Origin of the sequence: Lachnoanaerobaculum sp. Marseille-Q4761 (assembly GCF_017565785.1) — a bacterium.
Classification (GTDB): Bacteria; Bacillota; Clostridia; order Lachnospirales; family Lachnospiraceae; genus Lachnoanaerobaculum.
In genome coordinates this window covers 73728-95775 of the sequence record NZ_JAGEKB010000002.1, presented here as the reverse complement: position 1 = coordinate 95775, position 22048 = coordinate 73728, and the positions used below count along the sequence as shown (strand labels likewise).

The window sequence follows — 22048 nt, the reverse complement described above, 5'->3', positions numbered from 1 at the left end:
AAAATATTATTTTTAACTCAAGTTACATTTTTCTATAAAGTATATAGTTTATTTTTTTAAAGGGGCTGTCATTTTCCGACAGCCCTTATTATGAGCACTTTTCTTTAAGTTTTATAATGACCTTTGTTCCCATACCGGGTGCAGACTTTATGCTTATGCCATAATTATCGCCGCAAAGAAGTTTGATTCTGTGGTCAACATTTTTAATCCCGATGCCGCCCAGATAAATTTTATTATCGGAAGGACTGTCTTCTTTTAGCTTTTCGGTATCAAAACCCTTACCATTATCAGATACAATTATAATAATATCATTATCTAAGCTTTCAAAAGAGATATTTATCTTGCCCCCACCATTTGGGCGAAGTCCATGATATATTGCATTTTCAACTATAGGCTGAATAATAAGTTTGGGAATAAAAGCATCCTTTAAATTATCAATAGAATCTATTTCATATACAAGCATATCCTCATATCTGATTTTTTGTATTTCAAGATAATTTTTCACATGCTCGATTTCATCCTTAATACTGACAAAATCAAGATCGGTACTTAAGGAAAATCTTAAAAGCTTACCAAGGGCGGAAGTAACTTTAATTACCGCTTCATTTTCATTTAGTTCCGAAAGCCAGAGTATTGTATCCAGAGTATTATATAAAAAATGAGGATTTATTTGACTTTGTAACATTTTAAGTTCAAAAACTCTTCTTGCCTTTTCCTCTTTTGCTATATTCTCTGTAAGAGCTTTTATTCGGTCAATAAGTCTGTTGTATTCATTTTCAAGCTCCGACACTTCAGTAATATCTGTGGATATTTTTATATGAGCCCATTTTTTGTCCATATCTATCATGGCAATCTTAAGGCGGGTAATAGGTTCACTTAGTATTTTAGAGGCTATTATACCTATAAATAAACTTAGTATTATAAGGATACAGGACAAAATAAGAATATTTTTGGTCAGATTTTTTTGGAGTATTTTTAGATTATCCGAAGATGCAACTCCAAAAAGTTTCCAGGATGAATTATCTATTATACCCTCATAAACCACTTTACCGTCTGTTATATCGCCGTCCATAAGAGATTTAAGCTCTTCACTCTTTTTAGTATCATTAAATATATCTTCATTAGGATGATAGATAATATCACCTGCTTCAGACATTATATATACATAACCGCTTTTTCCGAGATCAAGATTTTTGATATAATCTTCTATAAAATTATAGGAAATATCAATAAGTACTACACCAAGATGTTCATTATTCTGCCCTGTAATTTCTCTGTATACTGAGATTGTCCATGCTCCTTTATCCGATGCAAATGCACTGTGTCCTGTTTTTGAAAGTATAGGCATGTGATTTGATGCAAGGGCTTTTTTATACCATTCTTCATCCATCATATCTTCTGAAAGCGTAATACTCATATCACTGTCGCCGGTAATTGCAAAGCCGTTTTTAGAAATAACAGCCATGGCTCTTATATTTTCATCAACTTCTTTTGCAAGATGTATAAGTGATGAAATGGACTCCAAAGCTTCTGGAGAAGATTTAGCAAGAGCGGATTTTATATCCTTATGTTCTGCAATAATATTGCTGAAATCTCCAAGTTTTTTAAGGTAAGAGGATATATACTCACCTGTTTGATTTACCATGGTTCTTGTACGCACTACATCATTTTTAATCAGCATATCTGATGTAAAATGATATATACTGCCTGAGAGCAGAAGTATTATAGACAGAGAAAATAATAAAAATGTAAGTGAAATTCTTACATGAAGCTTTGAAAAAAAATTTAATTCAGTTTTCATTTGATTTTATCCCCTGTTTAAACTGCTTTGGAGTAATGCCGAAAGTTTTTTTGAATTTGTTTGTAAAATAATTCACATCATCATATCCTATTTTTTCAGCTATCTCATAATTTTTCATGTCGGTGGAGAGACAGAGTATTTTTGCCTGCTCCATCCTTTTAATACCTACATATTCCTGAAAAGGTATACCATAGATCTGCTTTATTATGCCGCTTAGATAGCTGCTGTTAAAACCGAGTTCTTCAGCCATAAGACCGAGTGAAAGCTTAGAGTCAAAAATATTTTTTTTCATATATTCCTTTACAGCTTTAAAGCTTGAATTGTCATAGGATATATTCTCATATTCTGAATGAAGCTCCATAAGCTTATCCTTAACTATATTTGTTTTTATCTTATATATTATTCGCCTGAGAACAAGTTCTATATCTGTTTTGTTTACAGGCTTTAAAAGGTAATCATCCACTCCGATTCTGATTGCGGTTTGCATATATTCAAAATAGTCATAACCTGTAATCATAATAATTGCGATTTTTTTGTTTTTTTCTTTAAGTATTTTGGCAAGGGTAAGCCCGTCGGTATTTGGCATATTTATATCAAGCATTATAATATCAATATGCTCTTTATCTACTATCTCCAGGCATTTATCAGCATTACCTGCTTCAAATATCTCATCTATACCTATTTCAGGTAATATGGCGAGGGTTTTAATCCCTCGCCTGATTATCGGTTCGTCATCAACTATAAGCAGCTTATACATCATATCTCCATAATTTGCAATATTATTCAACCAAGTACTTTAAATATCCATAACCCCTTTCTTCCATCTGTGAGTATGGAATAAATTCAAGAGAAGCGCTGTTGATACAGTATCTTTTTCCACCCTGATCCTTTGGACCGTCATTAAAAACATGGCCCAAATGTGCATCTCCGCTTCTGCTTCTTACCTCGGTTCTTGTCATATTAAAGCTGTTGTCTTCATTATATTTTACCACATCTTTATCAATAGGTTTAGAAAAACTCGGCCAGCCACATCCTGATTCAAATTTATCTGTGGATGAGAAAAGCGGCTCCTTTGTTGTGATATCTACATATATACCTTTTTCAAAATTGTTCCAGTATTCATTTGAAAATGCTCTTTCAGTATTGTTTTGAATAGCAACACTGTATTGCATATCTGTAAGTGATTTTTTCAGCTCCTCATTGGAAGGTCTTGGATATTTTGAAGCATCAATCATAGGCTTCTTGTCATCAGACTTTATTTTTTCATCTTCAGACAGAGGTTTTTCGGCAAGAGAAAGGTTTATATGACAATAGCCGGTAGGATTTTTTGAAAGATAATCCTGATGATAGTCCTCAGCATCATAAAAATGCTTTAATGTTTGAACCTCTATTGCAATGGGTTTATCATGCTTTGTCTGCTCATTTTTTAAAACCATATCTATTATATTTTTATCATTATCATCTGTATAATAAATTCCGCTTCTGTATTGTGAACCTGTATCATTACCCTGTTTATTTATACTTACAGGATCTACTACTCTAAGATAATATGCAAGTATATCCTCAAGGCTGATTATTTCAGGATCATATACCACCTTTACAGTCTCTGCATGACCGCTTGAATGTAAATCATGATATCCCGGATTTTCAGTTTTTCCATTGGCATAGCCGCTTACGGCATCCTCAATACCGTTTATCTTTTGCATATAGGCTTCAAGCCCCCAAAAACATCCACCTGCAAGATAGATTTCTTTGTATTTACCGTGCTGTTTCATATTCTGTACCTCCGTATTTGATTCAATATTATTTGTATTTTTTGCTTCACTTACCTCCTTGCGGCTTTTAAAAACATTTACCGACAGGAAAACTATCACAATAAAAAATACAGGTAGTATAAAAAGTAATTTATCTTTTCTCATATATATTCCTCTTCTTATATTTATATTATTTTATCCGATATTAATTTATTTCGGATTTATATTTTATATGATAAAATAAAATCATTATATATTTAATAGAATTTTATTTAGAAAAACATGAATATTATTATGTATAGCTGAAAATTATAAAAGATAAAGGATTTTTTATGAAAGAGAATTATTTTGATACCCTTGCAAAGGGATGGAATACTCCACAAAGAAAGAATACAAGTGAGAATATAAAAGAAATTATTTTAAATAAATTTGATAATAAACCTCATTCGCAGGTAAAAGCACTGGAAATAGGGGCGGGAGACGGCATACTTGCAATACTGCTTTCAGAGCATTTCAGTAAAATAGATTGTATAGACAGTTCAAGCGGAATGAGAGAGGAATTCTTAAAAAACAAAGAAAAATTTATGACTGAAAATATTTTTATCTATGATGAGAGTTTTTTGTCGGATAATGTTCACAGATATGATCTTATATATAGCCAAAAGGCTTTCCATCATATCGTGGATATTGAGGCTGAACTTAGAAGTTTAAAAGAAGTAATTGATAAGGATGGAGTATTTTATCTTATAGATTTATGTACTGTACCAAGAGAATTTCATAATGATTTTCCGGATTTTGACGGTCATGACGGCTTTTCAAAGGATGAAATTTATACATACTTTGAAAATACAGGTTGGGAAGTGACAGACTATGAAATAATTATGCAGGGTAAAAGAAATGGTATAGATTTCAGTATGTTTATGGCAGTAGGAAAAGTGAAGCAGCAGTAAATATTATCTTATATTTATAAATTAAAACAGGGGATATTATGATTTCGGATGAGATAAGAGATGAATTATTTAAAATGCAGGATATAGGGTATAGAGATTTTAACAGTAAACTTATTCCTACAGTAAAAAAGGAAGATATGATCGGAGTGAGAACTCCGGAGCTTAGAAAGCATGCAAAGAAAATTTTAAAAGAGGAAGGTGTGGAGGATTTTTTACATTCGCTTCCACATAAATATTTTGATGAAAATCAGCTTCATGCATTTATAATTTCAGAGATAAAGGATTTTAAGTTATGTATTGACGAGTTGATAATTTTTTTGCCTTATTTGGATAACTGGGCAACCTGTGATCAGCTTTCACCAAAGATATTTAAAAAATATCGCAATGATTTGCTTCCACATATATATGAATGGTTAAAGTCGGATAAAACCTATACTGTAAGATTTGGTATAGGTATGCTTATGGAACATTTTTTGGATGAAGATTTTAAAAGCGAATATCCTGAAATGGTGGCAGCTGTAAGGTCGGAGGAATATTATATAAATATGATGACTGCATGGTATTTTGCAACTGCACTTGCAAAGCAGTATGAAAGTATACTGCCGTTTATTGAGGGTAATAAGTTGGATACTTGGACGCATAATAAGTCTATTCAAAAAGCGATAGAAAGCAATCGTATCAATGCGGAGCAAAAGAATTACCTTAAAGGACTGAAGATAAAAAAATAATGCATTGCATTTTTCTTAAAAGTTTACAGTTCAGGTAATTAGAAAATACCTATTAAAAAGCGTTACTTTATATTGGTAATATAAGAGAGGATTATTATGAAAACGAAGGAAGAGGCATGTGCTTTCGGTTTATCATTTGAAAATACATATTTGGATACTCCGTTTAGAAGAGCCGAGTGGCAGCTTGTCAGGATAAAAGACAGTAAGAAAACCTTTCTTTGTGTATATGAAAAGGAAGGTTTTATAAATTTAAATGTAAAGGTAAGCCCTGAGTGGAGAGATTTTTGGAGAAGCACTTATGCTTCCGTACTGCCGGGATACCATCAAAATAAGGAACATTGGAATACCATTATACTTGACGGTACTGTAAAGGAAGATGATATTAAAAGAATGATTGCGGAAAGCTATGACCTTGTAACAGATTCTCCTACTAAAAGAATCTATGAGGCAGTAAAAAGGATACCGAAAGGCCATGTGGCAACCTATGCAAAGGTGGCAGAAATGGCAGGAAATAAAAAGATGTCAAGGGCGGTTGGGAATGCACTTCATAAAAATCCGGATCCTGATAATATCCCATGTTTTAGGGTGGTAAATTCAAAAGGTGAGTTGGCTCCCGAGTTTGCCTTTGGAGGAATGGGAGAACAAAGAAAGCTGCTTGAGGCAGAGGGGATTGAGGTGAAAGATAACAGAGTTGATTTATCAAAGTATGGAATATAGAGGGGTAGAATGAAACTATTTACAGGAGCGGATCTGATTATATATTTTTTTATATATGGTCTTTTAGCATGGATAATAAATACAGCTATTTACAGTCTTAAGGAGCAAAAATATGTAAGTACCGGAGTGCTTGGTATACCGATACTTGGAGTACCGGCAATACTTATGACTATAATAATTATAGTATCATCCGGTAAAAATGTAAGTTATTATGGAATGCTCTTGATGGCATTTATAGATTATCTTATTTTGGAAAAGCTTGGGCTGGTTTTTTCGCAAAGGCTTTTATTGAAAAAAGAGATAAGGTCTGAAAAAGACAGATATGGCAGGAGTTTACAGCTAAGCTGTATAAATTCATGTATTGTTGTAGCCATAGCTTTTATATTTTTGAAAACTTTGCATCCGATAATCTTTTCTGTGGTATCATTGATACCGGATATTATAGTAAATATAATTGCAACAGTTCTTATTTTACTTCTTTTGTCAGCATTAATAACAGTATATATATTTGCAAGAAAATATCCGATGCAAGGTATAAGCAACAATATTGCAAAAAGGAAAAACTCGTTTGGAGAATGGATTTCAAAAATCATTTGGAAAAAGATCTATAAACTTTATCCAAGTCTTTTAGAAGAGAATTTTGAGGAATCATCAAAGGGAATTTCTGATGCGGACAAGATTCTTGAAGAGCATGGTGTTATTTTTGCAAGCGGTATAAATATAGATAAGCTTGTATGGGGAGTAATAGAATTAAGAAGAACACTTCATCACTATTTTAGTGAAATATGTACTTCTTAATTCTTTTTTATTTAAGAAATTGAGAGAAAGGGGGTAAAATGAAGAATTTTGAAAAGATAACAGCACTCTATGAGAGATTAAGTCGTGATGATGAACTTCAAGGAGAAAGTAATTCAATCGTCAATCAAAAGAAAATTCTTGAAGAATATGCAAGCAAGAATAATTTAACCAACATCATACATTTTACAGATGACGGAATCAGCGGAACACAGTTTGACAGACCGGGATTTATGGCAATAATGAACGGAGTCAATCAAGGAAATATCGGTTGTATCATCGTAAAGGATATGAGTAGACTTGGTAGAGATTACCTCAAAGTCGGTCAATGTATGGAAATCCTAAGACAAAAGAGAGTTAGGCTCATTGCCATTAACGACAATGTAGATAGCTTTTACAAAGGCGATGATTTTACTCCATTTCGAAACATTATGAACGAGTGGTATGCGAGAGATACCTAAAGGAAAATCAAGTTCACATTCAAAGCCAAAGGCGAAAGCGGAAAGCATACAGGAAGTAGCCCGCCCTATGGATATATCAAAGACAAGGACGATAAAAATCAGTGGATTATCGATGAAAAAGCAGCAGAAGTTGTCCGAAGAATATTCCATCTGACAATGGATGGAAAAGGACCCTATGCCATTGCAAGGATATTAGAAGCCGACAAGATAGATATACCCGCCTATCATCAGCAGAAATTGGGATATGGATTACATCAAAGCAAAGTGTTTGAATATCCATATCGTTGGTGCAGTTCCACGATTGCAAGTATCTTAAAAAAGCAAGAATACTTAAGGCATACGGTTAACTTCAAAACAAGAAAGCATTTCAAAGACAAGAAAAGCAAATATGTATCCGAAGATAACTGGCTCATCTTTGAGAACACGCGCGAGCCGATTATAGACCAAGAAACATTTGATAATGTGCAGAGAATACGAGAAAATGTCAAACGGTATCCCGACGGTTGGGGCGAATACCATCCCCTTACAGGACTGATGTATTGTGCCGATTGTGGTAGCAAAATGTATGTGCATAGAACGAGTAACTACAAGAATATCCCCTATTATACTTGCAGTGCCTACACAAAAGTACCTTGTGGAACTCTTTGTCTATCTGCTCACAGGATAAAAGCGGAAGTGGTATTAAATCTCATTCAAAGCCCCCTACAAGACATTAAGAAAAGCCTTGATGAAGATAACGAAGCCTTTCTCCATTCCATTCAAAACGAAATGGAAGAAAGTGAGAAAATGGAAATCGAAAAGAAACGGACAAGGCTCACAGATAGTAAAAATAGGCTTCAGGAACTGGAACGCTTAATGTGCCGGATATACGAAGATATGATATTGGAGAAGATACCGAATAACCGATATGAAATCTTAAACAATCAGTATGAAACCGAGCAAAGGGAACTTAGCAAAGAAATCGATGGGTTGGAAAAAGCCATCAAGCGATATGAAAAAGAAACAGACAGAGCTAAGAAGTTTATCCGGTTGATTGAACGCTATGATAACTTTGACGAACTGATACCGACCATCATCAATGAGTTTGTAGAAAAAATCTTAGTCCACGAACGAGATCGAAAAGGCAGTCAAACTGCCAATCAGAAAGTTGAAATCTATTTCAACTTTATCGGCAACTATGAACCGTCAAAAGAAGAATTATCTGAAGAAGAAATACAGAAATTAACAGAGGAGGAAGAAAAAGAACGGGAAAGAAAAGACAGACTTCATCAAAACTACCTCAAGCGTAAAGCAAACGGCAAGCAAAAAGAGTATGAGGATAGATATAAGGCAAGGAGAGAGGAGAAAAAACAGGAAAAACTAAAAGTTTTGAAAAGAACAGGGATACCAGTAAGCGATTATGAAAAGATTGAGAAAAATTATTCTGCCATTTAGCAAAGCTAAAGAATAATATTACAAGTAAAATCTTGTTGACAAATATTATAAAATAATTTATAATAAGTGCACATATAATAAAAGGAGGAAGTACTATGGAATTTAGTTTTAGTTTGAAAATCAAAGCGGCAAAAGAAGATGTGTGGGAATACTATGCAAATATTGAAAAATGGTATGACTGGGAAAAAGATTTAAAAAATATTACATTAAAAGAGGGGTTTAAGACAGGTTCATATGGAACTATGGAACTTGAAGGAATGCCCCCTATGGAATATCAGCTTACTCTTGTAAAACCTTTTGAAGAATTTTGGGATAAAACAGAAACTCCGTTTGGAGATATTCTTTTTGGTCATCAAATAATTGATAACAATGACGGAAGCGTAAATATAAAACATATTGTGGCTTTAGATAGTGAAGACAAGCAACATTTGGAATTTTTGAGCCAAGTTTTTTCCGATGTTCCTCATTCTATATTCATTCTGAAAAATTGCTTGGAAAGATAAGGTGATTGCTGTTTGTTTACATCAAAATATAAAAATAATTCAGAAAAATCAACAGGATTGTTATTCATGAGGGTGTACAATAAATGGCATCTTATGATAAAACAGGAGTTAAAGAAAATGAATTTGACACACCCTCAATTTGTTGTTTTAGCTTCTCTTGCTTATCTATCACAAAATGGAAATGAAGTTACACAGGTTATGATTTCAAAACTCTCAGGGATAGATGTTATGACCTTATCTCAAATATTGAGTTTATTGGAAAAACATAATTTTGTGAAAAGAAAAGAACATTCAAGGGATACAAGAGCAAAAGCTGTTACTTTGAATAAAAAGGGAGAAGAAATATTACAAAATGCTGTTCCGTTAATTGAGCAAATTGATGAATTTTTTTTCGGAAAGTTAGATAACGATGAAGAACAATTTAAACATTTTCTTATTAGCCTAAATGAAGAATAAGAAATATTATTTATAATTTATGGAGATGTCAAAATTGCCATCTCCATTATTATATTTGAAACTCAAAAAATAAAACATAGATATAAAACAGAAAATTATTCAAGAGGATTTTTTACACCAAAGTGTAGAAGTCCTCCTTTTTTATGCTCAAAAAGCAAAAACAGAGAGCAGAAAAAGGAGGATTACACAATGGATAAAAAAGAATATTTCATTTATGTCAAAGGAAAAGCGGTTAAGGTAAATGAGGAAATATACAGAGCTTGCTGGAGAATAACGGAACACGAAAAGTATATCCAAAGAAAAGATTGGAAGTATAATGTACTTCCCTTTTCTGTATGTGACTATGACGGACATTTTATAGATAACATCGTAGATGAAAGCATTGATATTGAAAAAATTGTAGAAGTAAAAATGCAAATTGAAGAACTGAATAAGGCATTATCTACCCTTACAGAAGAAGAAAGGGACATCATTACTGCCATATTTTTCAAAGAGGAGAGATTACGGTCTATCGGAGAAAGAAAAAAAGAAGCTATCAGGCAATCGGAAAAAGGAGGGATAAGATTTTAGAGAAATTAAAAAAAATCTTAGAAGGTAAAATCTAATAAATCGGAAAGGTTAAGTGTGAAATGTGCTTAACCTTTTCTCATAAAAATGAAAGCGAGGAATGGATATGAAAGACAATAGGACAGAACTACAAAAAGTAAAATCGGAAATTAAACTCAAAGAAAATGAACTTGAAAAGTACGAAAAGAAGTTGGTTCAATTAAAAAATCAGAAAGCAAGCTAGCTTTGAAGAACGGAAAAAGAGAAACCATAGGTTGATAGAACGAGGAGCAATTTTAGAAAGTTTTATCGAGGGAGCAAGCGAAAAAAGTAATCAAGAAATAAAGGCTATTTTACAAAGAGTATTTCAAAAAAGTTAAGAAAAGCAAGGACACCCTAAAGGGTGTCCTTGCGTCCTGCGGAGCCTTTACCCTTGCAGGGAGCAAAAGAGGAGTAGCAAAGATGATTGCATATCCCCCATTCCCTTTTTATCGTCAAGGGTAAAGTGCATTCGCTACCGCTCACCCTTGACCCTAAAAATTTGAAACGGATACTACTTATCAAGCCGACATACTGAAACAACAAAAGCAGTTGCAGTATAGTCGGCTTTTTCTATTGTACCGTTTCAAAACGGTCATTCACTTTATGGACTATCCGAGAAGAAAACCGCTAAGACCGACACCTAAAACAACAAAAGAAAAGAACAAAGACAATCTAAAAGCGAAAGGAGTTGATAAGAGTGGCAGACAGTTTTCACTTTAATATTTCCATCATCTCAAGAGGGAAAGGAAAAAGTGCAGTCGCAAGTGCTGCCTATATTTCTTGTGAGAAACTCACGAATGAATGGGACGGAGTAACCCACGATTATCACAACAAAAAAGGCTTGGAGCATAAAGAAATCTTCTTGCCGGAAAATGCACCGAAAGAATTTTTAGACCGTTCCATCTTGTGGAACAGTGTGGAGTTAAATGAAAAAGCCATCAGTGCACAGCTTGCAAGAAACTTCATTATTGCCCTACCCAAAGAGTTGAGTTTGGAAGAAAACAAAGACCTCATCAGGGATTTTATACAGGAGAATTTTGTATCCAAAGGAATGATTGCAGACCTTGCCATTCATCAAGGAAATGATGAGGGAAACGGAAATATTCACGCTCATATAATGACAACTGTTCGCCCATTAAATTAAGATGGCGCTTGGGGAGCAAAGAGCAAAAAAGAATATCTTCTTGATGAACAGGGAAAAAAGATTTTAGGTAAAAACGGAAAACCTAAAACAAGAAAAATTGACCTCACTGATTGGAACAACAAAGAAAATGCCGAGAAATGGAGAGAACATTTTGCCACACTTTGTAATCAATATTTAGAAACAGCCGGAGAACAAAAACGAGTGGATCATCGCTCCTACAAAAGACAAGGAAAAGAAGAAATTCCGACCATTCATTTAGGAGTAAGCGCCGGTGCCTTAGAGCGAAAAGGAGTGGAAACCGAGAAAGGAAATATCAACCGAGAAATCAAAAAGCATAATTCTATTGTGAAAGCAGTGAGAGAAAGAATTGCAGAAATCACCTCTTGGTTGAATGACTTTACCAAAGTCTTATTTGACAAATATGAGCAGTACAAACAGGAGAAGAAAGAAGAATATGAGAACAAAGTGGAACTCTTTTATCTCTATGAGTACATCAGTATTTATTATGACTTACAGGGAGAAAAAGCAAGAAAACTAAACCCCTATGCAAGCAACAAAAAGATCAGTGCAGACCTCAACCGATTTTCCAAAGCAAGAATATATTTATCCGATAACAGATTGCAGACCATTGCAGATTTGCAAGGGAAAATCATCGAACTACAAGGCAAGAATAAGAACATCTATCAGGACATCAAAGCCAAAACCCAAAGAATAGAAACACTTCATCAATGCCTTGTCTATGCAGACATTGTCAAAGCAAACAGAAAGGTTTATGAGGAGTGGAAAGGTAACCCCTTTTTGTTCAAAGACAGCTTCTACAATGCCCATCAAGAGGAAATCGACAAATACCAAAGAGCAAAAGGACGGATTGAAAAACTAAGTGGAGAAAGTGCCTTAAAGCCAAAGAGTTGGAAGAAAGAGATCGAGAGCCTTGAAAGTGAAACATCGAAACTCAACAAACAATCTCAATCTATCAAAGATGAATACGAGCAAATCAATCATATCAAGTATGCCGTCAAAACCGTCAATGAGGATTATGGAATAGACCTATCCATTGAGATTGATAAGGCAATCAAGAGAGGAGAAAAACCAAGTGTCATTACACAGATTAAAAATACCAAGAGCAACAAGAAGCCTATGAAAAACGAAAGGAAAGGACAAAGGATTATTACAGGAATGAGGAAAGATGAAGTCCTGAAATGGGATACCATTTAAGGGGGTGAAAAAATCGTTCACTCCTATAAGCTGACGCACTGTTTCAGTGCATAAGTTTTGCATACCCGGTTTTAGGGACTTGCAGAAAAATGAAGGGTGTCGTAAATCACGACTTCCTTAAAGACTATGAGGGGAGTAATGATTTGTTACTCCCTTCTGCGTAAGAAAAGAAAGGAGAGAAAAATGGCAGAAAGACGAATGTTTTCCAAGTCCGTTATCTGGTGCGATATGTTTTTAGAAATGCCTTTATCCTCACAGGCACTTTATATGCACCTGAATATGAGTGCTGATGATGATGGATTTGTAGGCAATCCCAAAACAATATTGAGAATGATAGGAGCAAGTGAAGATGATTTTAAGATATTAGTTACCAAAGGCTTTGTGATTGTGTTTGAGAGCGGAATTATTGTGATTACGCATTGGAAACGAAACAACTACATTCAGAAAGATAGGTGCAAGGGGACAATCTATAAAGACGAAAAAAGCTATCTAAACATCAGTAACAATAATCTTTACGAGAAAAAGGAGCATATTTGTATCCAAAATGTATCCGATTTGGATACACAGGATAGGATAGGTAAGGATAGGTTAGATAAGGGTAGTATAGATAAGGGGAGAGGAGAAGAAGAAAGTCCCCCACCCCCAAACTCAAAAACCTATGGGGAATTTCAAAATGTCAATCTAAGTGATGAAGAATATCAAAGGCTAAAGGAAAAGTTAAAAAGCCTCACAAACACGATGGTTGAAAAGCTATCAAGGTATATGCAAAGCAGTGGAAAGACCTATCAAGACCATTATGCAACCTTGCTTCACTGGTATGAGAAAGATGAGGAAGAATTGCGAAAGAAAACAAATGATAGAAGCAAAGCTCCAACGATTGAGGAATATATGATAGGAGATCATCTTTAAGATATGCTTAAAAGACGGTGCAAGCACTCTATTTTGTTTCTAAATGCAAAATAGGTAAAAAGATAAGCCAAAAAGAAAAAGAGCTTTAAAACGATTGCCACCGTTTTGTAGTGGGTTTACTAAAAATATTCCTTTATGGTATTTGGAAATGGAAAGGCTTGGAAATTAATGGTATAATAAAATTTAGGAGAAATAAAACATCATTGATTTGAGAGGTATTCACATTGATAGAAATAAGAGAAGTTGTAGGAAATAAGAAGCAGTTTTTATCGCTTTTATTATTGGCAGATGAACAAGAAGATATGATCGACAGATATATAGCAGATGGCACAATGTATGTTTTAGACGATAATGGAGTAAAGGGCGAGTGTGTTGTCCTAAATGTGGGGAATAATACTCTCGAAATCAAAAATATCGCCATTCATCCGGATTATCAAAGAAAAGGATACGGACAGGCTTTCATTGATTTTATTATAGAGAAATACAAAGGGGAATATTCCGTATTGCAAGTGGGAACGGGAGAAAGTCAGACTACCATCCCTTTTTATGAAAAATGTGGCTTTATTCGTTCTCATATCATACCAAATTTTTTTACTGACAATTATGCTAACCCAATATATGAGAATGGAGTACAATTAGTGGATATGGTGTATTTGGAAAGAGCGTTATAAATCAATTTTAAAGTTGTGGAGATAAATATTAATGTTGAGATTAAAACCTTATAATATAAACGAAGCAGATGTAATTCTTTCTTGGAGTAAAGACAAAGTAGCTTTTTACAAATGGTCTGCGGGTATTTTGGGCGAATACCCGATAACAAAAGAGAAGTTTGATTTTGTTAATAATCTAATGGCTTTTACAGCTATTGAAGATGATTAGATAGTAGGTTTTTTTACAATGAGAAGACCTTCAGAAAACTTTGATGAGTTGAGGTTTGGCTTTGTAGTCGTTGACCCTTCAAGGCGTGGCAAAGGATACGGCAAGAGAATGCTTCAGTTAGGTTTAAAGTTTGCATTTGAAATTTATGGTGCAAAAAAGGTTTCGTTAAGTGTTTTTGAAAATAATGAATCTGCATATTTCTGTTATAAATCAGTAGGTTTTGACGATGTAATTATAGATAAGACAGAAATTTATTATGTTTTGGGAGAAGAATGGAAATGTAAAGAATTGATGATTGAAACTCAATAGCTCCCAGTTTGTCGCACTAAAACATTAAATAAGATTACTAAAGAGGAAGTAAAAACCAATAGCCGATACTTCCTTTTTTTGTTGCCAAAAATTCAAAAAATGGAAAGGAGAATTTATGGAAGAACTGAAAAACACAGATAAAAAAGGCATTAGCACAAAGAGAAAGATTGTAAAGACCACCTATGAGGTTGTTGTCCATTTCAATGAAAATGCAACTGAAACAATGCAAGATAAACTTACAAGAATAATGCTGAGGGAGCTTAGGAGAAAATCGAACGAAAAAAAGATGATTTTGATTAAAAAGTCCTTGACAAGTAGCAACAGGATTGGGTGCTGTAATACTTACTGTTGCACTTTCAAGAGTGAAAAGGCAGAATAATATATCTATTTTTATTTCAGGATTCTTTTTTGGAGGTGTTTTTGAGTATCTATGTTCGATATTTACTGAAGTCTTCTTTGGAATGAAGTTTTGGGATTATTCATATATGCCTTTTAATATTGACGGAAGAACGAATCTTTTGTTTATGTTCTTTTGGGGTATAGTTGCACTGGTATGGTTTAGATTTATTTATCCGCCGCTATCAAAAACAATTGAAAAGATTCCGCCTGTAACAGGAACTGTTTTAGCCTTTATAATAAAGGCATTTTTTATATGTAACGGTATAGTAACATCCATGGTAATGATAAGGACAACCGGCAGAAAAGAACAACCTGTGGCAAGAAATGTAATAGAACAGTTTATAGATGATGAGTATCCCAATGATGTGGTGAGAAAGCTTTGGCCTAATATGGATTTTTTGGAGGAGTAATGTAACTGTTGACATTACAATGACATATAGTATACTGATACCTAAAGATTGGAAGTCTGATATAAATTTCCGGATTTTATATTATACGAAAGGGTTGACTTTAATGCAGATTTCAAGCAGATTTACCATTGCATTACATATTTTTACATGTGTAGAATATTTTAAGGATAGAGAAAAAATAACAAGTGACTTTCTTTCAGGAAGCATAAGCTCGAATCCCGTTATTATAAGAAATATACTTTCACAACTAAGAAAGGCAGGTCTGATTACTGTAGCAAGGGGAACAGGTGGAATAGAAATTACAAGAGATTTATCGGAAATTTCTTTTTATGATATATATATGGCGGTTGAAGCTGTAAAGGAAGAAGGGTTATTCCATTTTCATGAATCACCGAATCCCTTGTGTCCTGTAGGAAAGAATATACATAGATTACTGGATGACAAATTGGTGCAAATACAGGAAGCCATGGAAAATAAAATGAAAGAATATACTCTTTTAGATATGAAAAACGGTATGGAAGAGTTTTGCTAAAGATGTCTGTCGGGCATCTTTTTTGTTTTTAGGGAGTAATAATAAGGAAATGATAGTTTAAAATGTAGGAGCTTCCAAAGTATAATTTATTTTATAATATAAAAAGTATTGACAAATTTGTTGTAATAATCTATATTACAACAAGTGACAAATATTAATTTTAAGCTTTTTAAAATAATGCTTTAATATTAGGAGAATAGTGTAAAAATATTTTGTATCACTATTTGTGCCATCACTTGGCGGAGAGGAGATTATTATGTCGGAGAAATTAAATAATGCAAAGAATTTATATATAAGAGGTATACAGGATGGAGAACTTGAAGAGGTTTTATCTTATTATATTGGAGAAAGTTATACTCAACACAGTACAGGTGTCGGAGAATAATAGAGAAATAGTACCAAGTAGGGAGGAATTAACCAATTCGGGTAAGTTCCAGTACTTTAGGAGGATAAATGATAAAGGAAATAGGGATATTATTAAGTACTAAATGGGATTTCTTTGGAAAGCTTTTGTTGGAGCATATTGAAATCTCATTGATTGCCATATTGATTGCAATAGTGTTTGGAGGTATAGTAGGGATTTTTATAAGCGAGTTTCAGAAAAGTGCAAAACTTACTTTGGGGGTGATAAACTTTTTATATACGATTCCATCTATATCAATGCTTGGATTTTTAATACCTTTTTCAGGTATAGGAAATGCTACAGCTATTATTGCTTTGACAATATACGCACTCCTACCTATGGTTAGAAATACTTATACAGGAATGATAAATGTGGATGCAGGTATATTGGAGGCGGCAAAGGGTATGGGAAGTACCAAAAAGCAGATACTTTTCAGAGTACAGATACCTCTTGCAATGCCTGTTATAATCTCAGGAATTAGAAATATGGTCACAATGACAATAGCACTTGCAGGTATTGCTTCATTTATCGGAGCCGGAGGACTTGGAGTAGCTATTTATAGAGGCATTACCACAAATAATGCCGCAATGACTATAACAGGAAGCTTGCTTATCGCAGTTTTGGCATTAGCGGTAGATTTTATTCTTGGATTTGTTGAAAAAAGAATGCAGATAAATGGGAAGGCTGCAAAAAAGCAAAACAGAATACTTGCTGTTATTTCGCTTGTCTTAATTTTTTGTATCTTGATTGTGGGATTACTTCCGAAGAAAAATAAAAATATAATCCATCTTGCGACAAAGCCTATGACTGAACAATATATTCTTGGTGAGATGTTAAAATTATATATAGAAAATAATACAGATTTATCCGTAGATATTACACAGGGAGTAGGTGGAGGAACCTCAAATATAGAACCGGCTATGGAAAGCGGTGAGTTTGATCTCTACCCGGAATACACCGGCACGGGCTGGAATATGGTATTAAAACATGAAAATCAGTACAGTGAAGAACAGTTTGATATTTTACAAAAAGAATATCAGGAAAAGCTCGGACTTACATGGAATGTAATGCTTGGCTTTAATAACACCTACGGCATTGCCCTTAGAAGAGATATTGCAGTAAAGAATGATATAAAAACATATTCCGATTTACAAAAACTGAATGGGAAGCTTATTCTTGGTGCCGAATATGACTTCTTTGAGCGTCAGGACGGATATGATATGTTAAGAAAAACATATAATCTTTCATTTGCCTCTACAAGTGATATGGATATGGGACTTAAATATCAGGCGATAAACAGCGGTAAAATAGATGTAATGCCTGTAAATACTACAGACGGTCAGCTGTCTCAGGCGGATGTTGTACTTCTTGAAGATGATAAAGGAATGTATCCGTCATATCAGGCAGGAATGGTGGTCAGAGAAGAAATATTCAACAAATATCCACAGCTTCACAGTGCTTTGCAAAAATTTGATAAGCTGATAAATGAGTCGGATATACAGAGGATGAACTATGAAGTGGAGAGTGAAAAGAAAGAGCCGAGGGATGTTGCAAAGGCATTTTTATTAGAAAAAGGGCTTATAGAATAGGAGGATTTATGGCAATAGCTATTGAGTTTTCACATATAAGAAAAAGTTATGGAGATACGGTAATTATACCGGATTTGAATTTACAAATAGAAAAGGGAGAGTTTGTTACCATTGTAGGCTCTTCAGGTTGTGGAAAAACTACCGCTTTAAAGATGATTAACGGACTTTATGAGCCTACATCAGGAGATATTTTTGTAAATGGAGAAAATATCAAGAATATAGATATGATTAGGTTAAGAAGAAGTATCGGCTATGCTATACAGGGCAGTGTTCTATTCCCGAATATGACGGTTGAAGAAAATATTTCCTATGTTCCAAGCTTATGGAATAAAAATGACAAGGAAAAGACTAAAAAGGCTGTGGATAAATGGATGGAGGTAATAGGTTTGGATCCGTCAATGAAGGACAGATATCCGTCAGAACTTTCCGGAGGGCAGCAGCAAAGAGTAGGAATTGCAAGAGCTCTTGCGGCATCTCCTGATATTTTACTGATGGATGAGCCCTTCGGAGCGGTAGATGCTATCACAAGGGAACAATTACAAAATGAATTGAAGTCTTTACATAAAAAAACAGGTATCACTATATTGTTTGTAACTCATGATATTGAAGAAGCATTAAAGCTTGGTACAAAGGTTTTGGTACTTGATAAGGGTGAGATAGAGCAATTCGATAAGCCGTCTGAGATAGTGCAAAACCCTGCCACGGATTTTGTAAAAAAGCTTGTGGAAAAGCAAAGAAGAGCCTGCAACCTGCCGGATGAAAGGCTTAGAGAGTGCGAGTATTGCGGTGCATATATTCTTTAATAACAGGGGGTATATATGAATCAAAATGAAAGACTGAAATTTCTTATAGATGCTTTTAAGGAAGAATTTTGGTCATAGTGGTCGAAACATATTTATTTTAACAGATATATTGATACCCCAAAGCCTGTATATAAAGATTCGTTTTAATTGGTAAAGGATAAGTACTATTTTATAATTACTACAAATATTGACCACAGGTTTCAAATGGAGGGATTTGACAAGAACAGGCTTTTCTACACACAGGGTGATTATGGTTTGTTTCAGAGAACAGATACAAATTGTAAAGATACCTATGATAATAAAAATTCGATTTATGCATGCTTAAATTTGAAAGAGGCATTTTGTCCTGAAAAGATAAATGACAGAAGTATTTGTATAGATGGGGACATTGGAGAGGTATTGAAAGAATTAAAATAAATATTATGGGAATATAAAGCGATTTTAATAACAGAAAACACCCCCACATCGGATAAAAAATCCGATGTGGGGGTGTTTTATATACTGATTTTAGCGGCAGGAGAATTATTTAAAGTTTCTTCAATATATTTGTTTATAGATATCTTATTACTTGTTGCATATACAAATATTTTCTTGTGGAGTTCTGGTGAAAGACGAATATTAAAACTTCCCTTAAATGCAACTTCAGGCTCTTTACCCTGAGCCTTACAAGTATCCAAATAGTCATCAACAGCACCATGAAAATCATCTAACAGTTCTTTAGCATTTTCACCTTCATAAGAGATCAATGATCTTATACCTAAGACTTTTCCAAAGAAAATACAGTCTTCTTCAGAAAATTCAACGCTTCCGATATATCCTTTATACATAATAGTATTATTCATATGAGTCCCTCCTGTTCTAGAATTATTATAAGTTGTTTTATTTGATATGCCTTTAATTCTTTTTGTGGATGTGGTTTATGAAGCAAAATACTCCCAAAGCTATTATTAACAAAGATTACTCTGGAACCACTGGTTTTTCCTTTGTTTGAACGAACATAGCCGAAGTAGTTTAATAGGGTTTCTGCATCATTAAAAGTAAAATCTTTAGGATTAGACTTGAGATGTTTTATAAGTTTTTCTTTTTGCCCCATAGCATTTCTCCTTTTCTATATTATATCTTATTGAAGATAATTTTACAACTAAAAATAGTTGCAAAATTATTTATATGTTTTATATACTAATATATCTCCGGTATGTGGAAAGAGTTTTATTTATTTAATAATTGAGATATAATTTATATATTTAAGTATAGTGGAATTTATAGAATAAATTTTTATAAAATATTAAGTTCAAAAAAGAAGGGAAGATAGATATGAAGACTATAAGCTTTAGATTAGAGGATTCAATTTATGAAGAATTAGGGAAAATGCTGGATGAAATGGGACAGACTAAACAGACATTTTATGAGACATTTACAAAAACTGCATTGAGAGAGAAGTATTCCATTTATTATCAAAACTCTTTTATCGGATAAAAATAGCAATAATAGAAGAAAAATAGAGGCATTTGAAAGATTAGAGGCGGTAAGAAAAGAAAATAAAGGAGAAATTGATTATTAGGGGTGTATGGAATAAATTTATACACAAGGAGTTTTTTGAGTATGAATAAAAATAATAAAATTTTATCAGTAATTCTTGCATTACTTGCGGCAGCTTTTTATGCAATAAATACGCCATTTTCCAAGCTGCTGCTTGATAAGATAGCTCCTACATTTATGGCATCTTTTTTGTATCTTGGAGCAGGAATTGGTGTAGGAATAATGTATTTATTTCATGCCAAGTCGGAGGATAAATTTGAAAGGCTTACAAAGGAAAATCTTTTATATACGGTAGGTATGATAGTTTTGGATATTCTGGCACCGATTTTTTTAATGATAGGGATAAATACAGGTTCAGCTTCCAATGCTTCATTACTTGGCAATTTTGAGATTGTGGCTACAGCAATCATAGCACTTTTGGTATTCAAGGAAAGTGTAACACTAAGGCTTTGGTGTGCCATAGTTTTTATTACAATATCAAGTATAGTTCTTTCATTTGAGGGTACGGGAAGCTTTAAGTTTTCTATAGGCTCATTATTTGTTATATTGGCAACCTGCTGCTGGGGGCTTGAAAATAATTGTACAAGAAAGCTTGCAGATAAAAGTACATATGAGATTGTATTTTTAAAGGGGATTTTTTCGGGTACAGGTTCATTTTTAATTGCAATTTTTATAGGAGAAAGTATCCCTGAAATCAAATATATAATATTTGCTCTATTGCTTGGATTTGTAGCCTATGGTCTTAGTATCTTTATGTATATAAGGGCTCAAAGAGATTTGGGAGCTGCAAAAACCGGTGCATATTATGCGGTAGCTCCATTTATAGGTACCTTTTTAGCTTTTATTGTAAATGGAGAGAGGCTGACGGCAGTATATTTTACAGGTCTTATTTTTATGATAATAGGAAGTACGATTGTTATATATGATACAATGCTAAAAAATCATATACATTATCATATACATACAATTGTTCATACACATAACGGTTCCACTCATAAACATATTATTAAGCATGAGCATAAACATAAACATTTTTGTTCGGAAAAAAATCATTATCATAAACATGATGATTATATAAATAGCGATGAACATAAACTGATGCATGATAAGAATTTGTAGAATCCAAAGACAATCTATGTGATAAAATATTTTATAAATAGGTATAATATGGGAGGTAGAATATGGATATAATTATAAAGGAAGCAAGAATAGAAGATGCTAAAAAGCTTATAGAATATACAGGGATAGTGGGCTCGCAAACAGAATATTTGAGTTTTGGAAAAGAAGGTATAGGCGTCAGCTTGGAAGAGGAAGAAGCATTTATTCGTGGTATTGTTGAAAATCCAAAATCAGTAATGTATCTTGCATGGAAAGACGGGGAAATAGTCGGATGCAGCGATATCAGAAATCTGCCAAATAAAATGAGCCATAGAGCTGACTTTGGAATAACTGTAGTGAAATCGGAATGGAGGAAAGGTATAGGCAGTATGCTTTTAGAAAAATGTATCAGCTTTGCAAAGGAGTGTGGGTTAGAAATAATAAATCTTGAAGTAATGAGTGAGAATACACGAGCTATAGGTCTGTATAAAAAATTCGGCTTTGTAAAGACAGGAAAAACACCTGCATGTGTCAAGGTAAATGAAAGATATATAGATGCCGATACTATGTATTTGAATTTAAGGAATATATAATCGCTATATTGAATAAATATGCAGATAGCCTTAGAAATA

General features: G+C 33.6%; 24 protein-coding genes and 5 pseudogenes. 24 read left to right on the top strand and 5 right to left on the bottom strand.

Features of this window, described 5'->3' with window-relative positions; genetic code table 11:
• Window positions 1-88: 88 nt before the first annotated feature.
• The 3 genes from J4O15_RS07725 to msrB are packed head-to-tail and all read right to left on the bottom strand — an operon-like array spanning window position 89 to window position 3720.
• The gene (locus J4O15_RS07725) at window positions 89-1801 is read right to left on the bottom strand and encodes a cache domain-containing sensor histidine kinase (RefSeq protein ID WP_208100334.1); all 1713 of its coding nucleotides are present in this window, start codon (window positions 1799-1801) and stop codon (window positions 89-91) included.
• Complete coding sequence (locus J4O15_RS07720; RefSeq protein ID WP_243762011.1) at window positions 1791-2588, bottom strand: response regulator transcription factor; 798 nt, start codon at window positions 2586-2588, stop codon at window positions 1791-1793. The genes J4O15_RS07725 and J4O15_RS07720 overlap by 11 nt, the downstream gene beginning before the upstream one ends.
• On the bottom strand, window positions 2581-3720 hold the full coding sequence (msrB, locus tag J4O15_RS07715; protein ID WP_208100333.1) for a peptide-methionine (R)-S-oxide reductase MsrB: 1140 nt from the start codon (window positions 3718-3720) through the stop codon (window positions 2581-2583). The genes J4O15_RS07720 and msrB overlap by 8 nt, the downstream gene beginning before the upstream one ends.
• Window positions 3721-3887: 167 nt before the next feature.
• Here msrB and J4O15_RS07710 point away from each other — a divergent pair, with 167 nt between their 5' ends.
• From J4O15_RS07710 to J4O15_RS07615, 21 genes and pseudogenes are all read left to right on the top strand, one after another.
• Entirely contained in the window at window positions 3888-4505 is a 618-nt protein-coding gene (locus tag J4O15_RS07710; protein WP_008755102.1) for a class I SAM-dependent methyltransferase, read from the top strand.
• Between the two features lie 38 nt (window positions 4506-4543).
• A complete protein-coding gene (locus J4O15_RS07705) occupies window positions 4544-5233 on the top strand; it encodes a DNA alkylation repair protein (RefSeq protein WP_208100332.1) in 690 nt (229 codons plus the stop codon).
• 96 nt (window positions 5234-5329) lie between these two features.
• A complete protein-coding gene (locus J4O15_RS07700; RefSeq protein WP_208100331.1) occupies window positions 5330-5950 on the top strand; it encodes a methylated-DNA--[protein]-cysteine S-methyltransferase in 621 nt (206 codons plus the stop codon).
• Between the two features lie 9 nt (window positions 5951-5959).
• Complete coding sequence (locus J4O15_RS07695; RefSeq protein WP_243762010.1) at window positions 5960-6748, top strand: putative ABC transporter permease; 789 nt, start codon at window positions 5960-5962, stop codon at window positions 6746-6748.
• 38 nt (window positions 6749-6786) lie between these two features.
• A pseudogene (locus tag J4O15_RS07685) lies at window positions 6787-8640 on the top strand (DUF4368 domain-containing protein).
• Between the two features lie 95 nt (window positions 8641-8735).
• On the top strand, window positions 8736-9143 hold the full coding sequence (locus J4O15_RS07680; protein WP_009218602.1) for a polyketide cyclase: 408 nt from the start codon (window positions 8736-8738) through the stop codon (window positions 9141-9143).
• A 12-nt stretch (window positions 9144-9155) separates the two neighbouring features.
• Window positions 9156-9599 (top strand): MarR family winged helix-turn-helix transcriptional regulator, encoded by a 444-nt coding sequence (locus J4O15_RS07675; protein ID WP_040457512.1) that lies wholly within the window; start codon window positions 9156-9158, stop codon window positions 9597-9599.
• 189 nt (window positions 9600-9788) lie between these two features.
• A pseudogene (locus J4O15_RS07670) lies at window positions 9789-10204 on the top strand (sigma-70 family RNA polymerase sigma factor).
• Window positions 10205-10272: 68 nt separating this feature from the next.
• Window positions 10273-10525 (top strand): annotated as a pseudogene (locus J4O15_RS16450) (DUF3847 domain-containing protein).
• 359 nt (window positions 10526-10884) lie between these two features.
• Window positions 10885-12521, top strand: a pseudogene (mobQ, locus tag J4O15_RS07660) (MobQ family relaxase).
• Window positions 12522-12729: 208 nt separating this feature from the next.
• Window positions 12730-13455, top strand: coding sequence for a replisome organizer (locus tag J4O15_RS07655; RefSeq protein ID WP_208100330.1), 726 nt, complete (start codon window positions 12730-12732; stop codon window positions 13453-13455).
• Window positions 13456-13679: 224 nt separating this feature from the next.
• Window positions 13680-14126, top strand: a complete 447-nt coding sequence (locus J4O15_RS07650) for a GNAT family N-acetyltransferase (RefSeq protein WP_009218609.1) — start codon at window positions 13680-13682, stop codon at window positions 14124-14126.
• Window positions 14127-14157: 31 nt separating this feature from the next.
• The gene (locus J4O15_RS16290) at window positions 14158-14334 is read left to right on the top strand and encodes a hypothetical protein (RefSeq protein WP_009218610.1); all 177 of its coding nucleotides are present in this window, start codon (window positions 14158-14160) and stop codon (window positions 14332-14334) included.
• The gene (locus tag J4O15_RS16285) at window positions 14335-14643 is read left to right on the top strand and encodes a GNAT family N-acetyltransferase (protein ID WP_330638789.1); all 309 of its coding nucleotides are present in this window, start codon (window positions 14335-14337) and stop codon (window positions 14641-14643) included.
• Between the two features lie 115 nt (window positions 14644-14758).
• On the top strand, window positions 14759-15022 hold the full coding sequence (locus tag J4O15_RS07640) for a transposon-encoded TnpW family protein (RefSeq protein WP_208100329.1): 264 nt from the start codon (window positions 14759-14761) through the stop codon (window positions 15020-15022).
• Window positions 14970-15452 (top strand): putative ABC transporter permease, encoded by a 483-nt coding sequence (locus J4O15_RS07635; RefSeq protein WP_208100328.1) that lies wholly within the window; start codon window positions 14970-14972, stop codon window positions 15450-15452. Before J4O15_RS07640 ends, J4O15_RS07635 begins: the two co-directional genes overlap by 53 nt.
• A gap of 103 nt (window positions 15453-15555) precedes the next feature.
• Window positions 15556-15984, top strand: coding sequence for an Rrf2 family transcriptional regulator (locus tag J4O15_RS07630; protein WP_208100327.1), 429 nt, complete (start codon window positions 15556-15558; stop codon window positions 15982-15984).
• Between the two features lie 256 nt (window positions 15985-16240).
• Window positions 16241-16369: a hypothetical protein gene (locus tag J4O15_RS16165; RefSeq protein ID WP_279545708.1), complete on the top strand. Its 129-nt coding sequence runs from the start codon at window positions 16241-16243 to the stop codon at window positions 16367-16369.
• Between the two features lie 68 nt (window positions 16370-16437).
• The gene (locus J4O15_RS07625; RefSeq protein ID WP_208100326.1) at window positions 16438-17976 is read left to right on the top strand and encodes an ABC transporter permease/substrate-binding protein; all 1539 of its coding nucleotides are present in this window, start codon (window positions 16438-16440) and stop codon (window positions 17974-17976) included.
• Window positions 17977-17984: 8 nt separating this feature from the next.
• Window positions 17985-18779, top strand: coding sequence for an ABC transporter ATP-binding protein (locus tag J4O15_RS07620; protein WP_208100325.1), 795 nt, complete (start codon window positions 17985-17987; stop codon window positions 18777-18779).
• Between the two features lie 57 nt (window positions 18780-18836).
• Window positions 18837-19196, top strand: a pseudogene (locus J4O15_RS07615) (hypothetical protein); the annotation flags it as partial.
• A 77-nt stretch (window positions 19197-19273) separates the two neighbouring features.
• Here J4O15_RS07615 and J4O15_RS07610 read toward each other — a convergent pair.
• Together J4O15_RS07610 and J4O15_RS07605 are read right to left on the bottom strand one after the other, a co-directional pair.
• Window positions 19274-19621, bottom strand: a complete 348-nt coding sequence (locus tag J4O15_RS07610; protein WP_009218618.1) for a type II toxin-antitoxin system HicB family antitoxin — start codon at window positions 19619-19621, stop codon at window positions 19274-19276.
• Window positions 19618-19872 (bottom strand): type II toxin-antitoxin system HicA family toxin, encoded by a 255-nt coding sequence (locus tag J4O15_RS07605; protein WP_009218619.1) that lies wholly within the window; start codon window positions 19870-19872, stop codon window positions 19618-19620. Before J4O15_RS07605 ends, J4O15_RS07610 begins: the two co-directional genes overlap by 4 nt.
• 221 nt (window positions 19873-20093) lie before the next feature.
• Here J4O15_RS07605 and J4O15_RS07600 point away from each other — a divergent pair, with 221 nt between their 5' ends.
• The 3 genes from J4O15_RS07600 (at window position 20094) to J4O15_RS07590 (ending at window position 22009) form a co-directional block, all read left to right on the top strand.
• Window positions 20094-20255 carry a hypothetical protein gene (locus J4O15_RS07600; RefSeq protein WP_243762009.1) on the top strand — a complete coding sequence of 54 codons (162 nt, stop codon included), beginning with the start codon at window positions 20094-20096 and terminating at the stop codon, window positions 20253-20255.
• Window positions 20256-20381: 126 nt separating this feature from the next.
• Window positions 20382-21437 carry a DMT family transporter gene (locus J4O15_RS07595; RefSeq protein WP_208100324.1) on the top strand — a complete coding sequence of 352 codons (1056 nt, stop codon included), beginning with the start codon at window positions 20382-20384 and terminating at the stop codon, window positions 21435-21437.
• A gap of 62 nt (window positions 21438-21499) precedes the next feature.
• On the top strand, window positions 21500-22009 hold the full coding sequence (locus tag J4O15_RS07590; RefSeq protein ID WP_208100323.1) for a GNAT family N-acetyltransferase: 510 nt from the start codon (window positions 21500-21502) through the stop codon (window positions 22007-22009).
• Window positions 22010-22048 lie beyond the last annotated feature (39 nt).

Excerpts from the sequence above, each read along its gene's own strand:
- J4O15_RS07725 (WP_208100334.1), bottom strand. The coding sequence starts at position 1,801 with ATGAAAACTGAATTAAATTTTTTTTCAAAGCTTCATGTAAGAATTTCA.
- msrB (WP_208100333.1), bottom strand. The coding sequence starts at position 3,720 with ATGAGAAAAGATAAATTACTTTTTATACTACCTGTATTTTTTATTGTG.
- J4O15_RS07710 (WP_008755102.1), top strand. The coding sequence starts at position 3,888 with ATGAAAGAGAATTATTTTGATACCCTTGCAAAGGGATGGAATACTCCA.
- J4O15_RS07705 (WP_208100332.1), top strand. The coding sequence starts at position 4,544 with ATGATTTCGGATGAGATAAGAGATGAATTATTTAAAATGCAGGATATA.
- J4O15_RS07700 (WP_208100331.1), top strand. The coding sequence starts at position 5,330 with ATGAAAACGAAGGAAGAGGCATGTGCTTTCGGTTTATCATTTGAAAAT.
- J4O15_RS07695 (WP_243762010.1), top strand. The coding sequence starts at position 5,960 with ATGAAACTATTTACAGGAGCGGATCTGATTATATATTTTTTTATATAT.
- J4O15_RS07680 (WP_009218602.1), top strand. The coding sequence starts at position 8,736 with ATGGAATTTAGTTTTAGTTTGAAAATCAAAGCGGCAAAAGAAGATGTG.
- J4O15_RS07655 (WP_208100330.1), top strand. The coding sequence starts at position 12,730 with ATGGCAGAAAGACGAATGTTTTCCAAGTCCGTTATCTGGTGCGATATG.
- J4O15_RS16290 (WP_009218610.1), top strand. The coding sequence starts at position 14,158 with ATGTTGAGATTAAAACCTTATAATATAAACGAAGCAGATGTAATTCTT.
- J4O15_RS07640 (WP_208100329.1), top strand. The coding sequence starts at position 14,759 with ATGGAAGAACTGAAAAACACAGATAAAAAAGGCATTAGCACAAAGAGA.
- J4O15_RS07630 (WP_208100327.1), top strand. The coding sequence starts at position 15,556 with ATGCAGATTTCAAGCAGATTTACCATTGCATTACATATTTTTACATGT.
- J4O15_RS16165 (WP_279545708.1), top strand. The coding sequence starts at position 16,241 with ATGTCGGAGAAATTAAATAATGCAAAGAATTTATATATAAGAGGTATA.
- J4O15_RS07625 (WP_208100326.1), top strand. The coding sequence starts at position 16,438 with ATGATAAAGGAAATAGGGATATTATTAAGTACTAAATGGGATTTCTTT.
- J4O15_RS07620 (WP_208100325.1), top strand. The coding sequence starts at position 17,985 with ATGGCAATAGCTATTGAGTTTTCACATATAAGAAAAAGTTATGGAGAT.
- J4O15_RS07610 (WP_009218618.1), bottom strand. The coding sequence starts at position 19,621 with ATGAATAATACTATTATGTATAAAGGATATATCGGAAGCGTTGAATTT.
- J4O15_RS07605 (WP_009218619.1), bottom strand. The coding sequence starts at position 19,872 with ATGGGGCAAAAAGAAAAACTTATAAAACATCTCAAGTCTAATCCTAAA.
- J4O15_RS07600 (WP_243762009.1), top strand. The coding sequence starts at position 20,094 with ATGAAGACTATAAGCTTTAGATTAGAGGATTCAATTTATGAAGAATTA.
- J4O15_RS07595 (WP_208100324.1), top strand. The coding sequence starts at position 20,382 with ATGAATAAAAATAATAAAATTTTATCAGTAATTCTTGCATTACTTGCG.
- J4O15_RS07590 (WP_208100323.1), top strand. The coding sequence starts at position 21,500 with ATGGATATAATTATAAAGGAAGCAAGAATAGAAGATGCTAAAAAGCTT.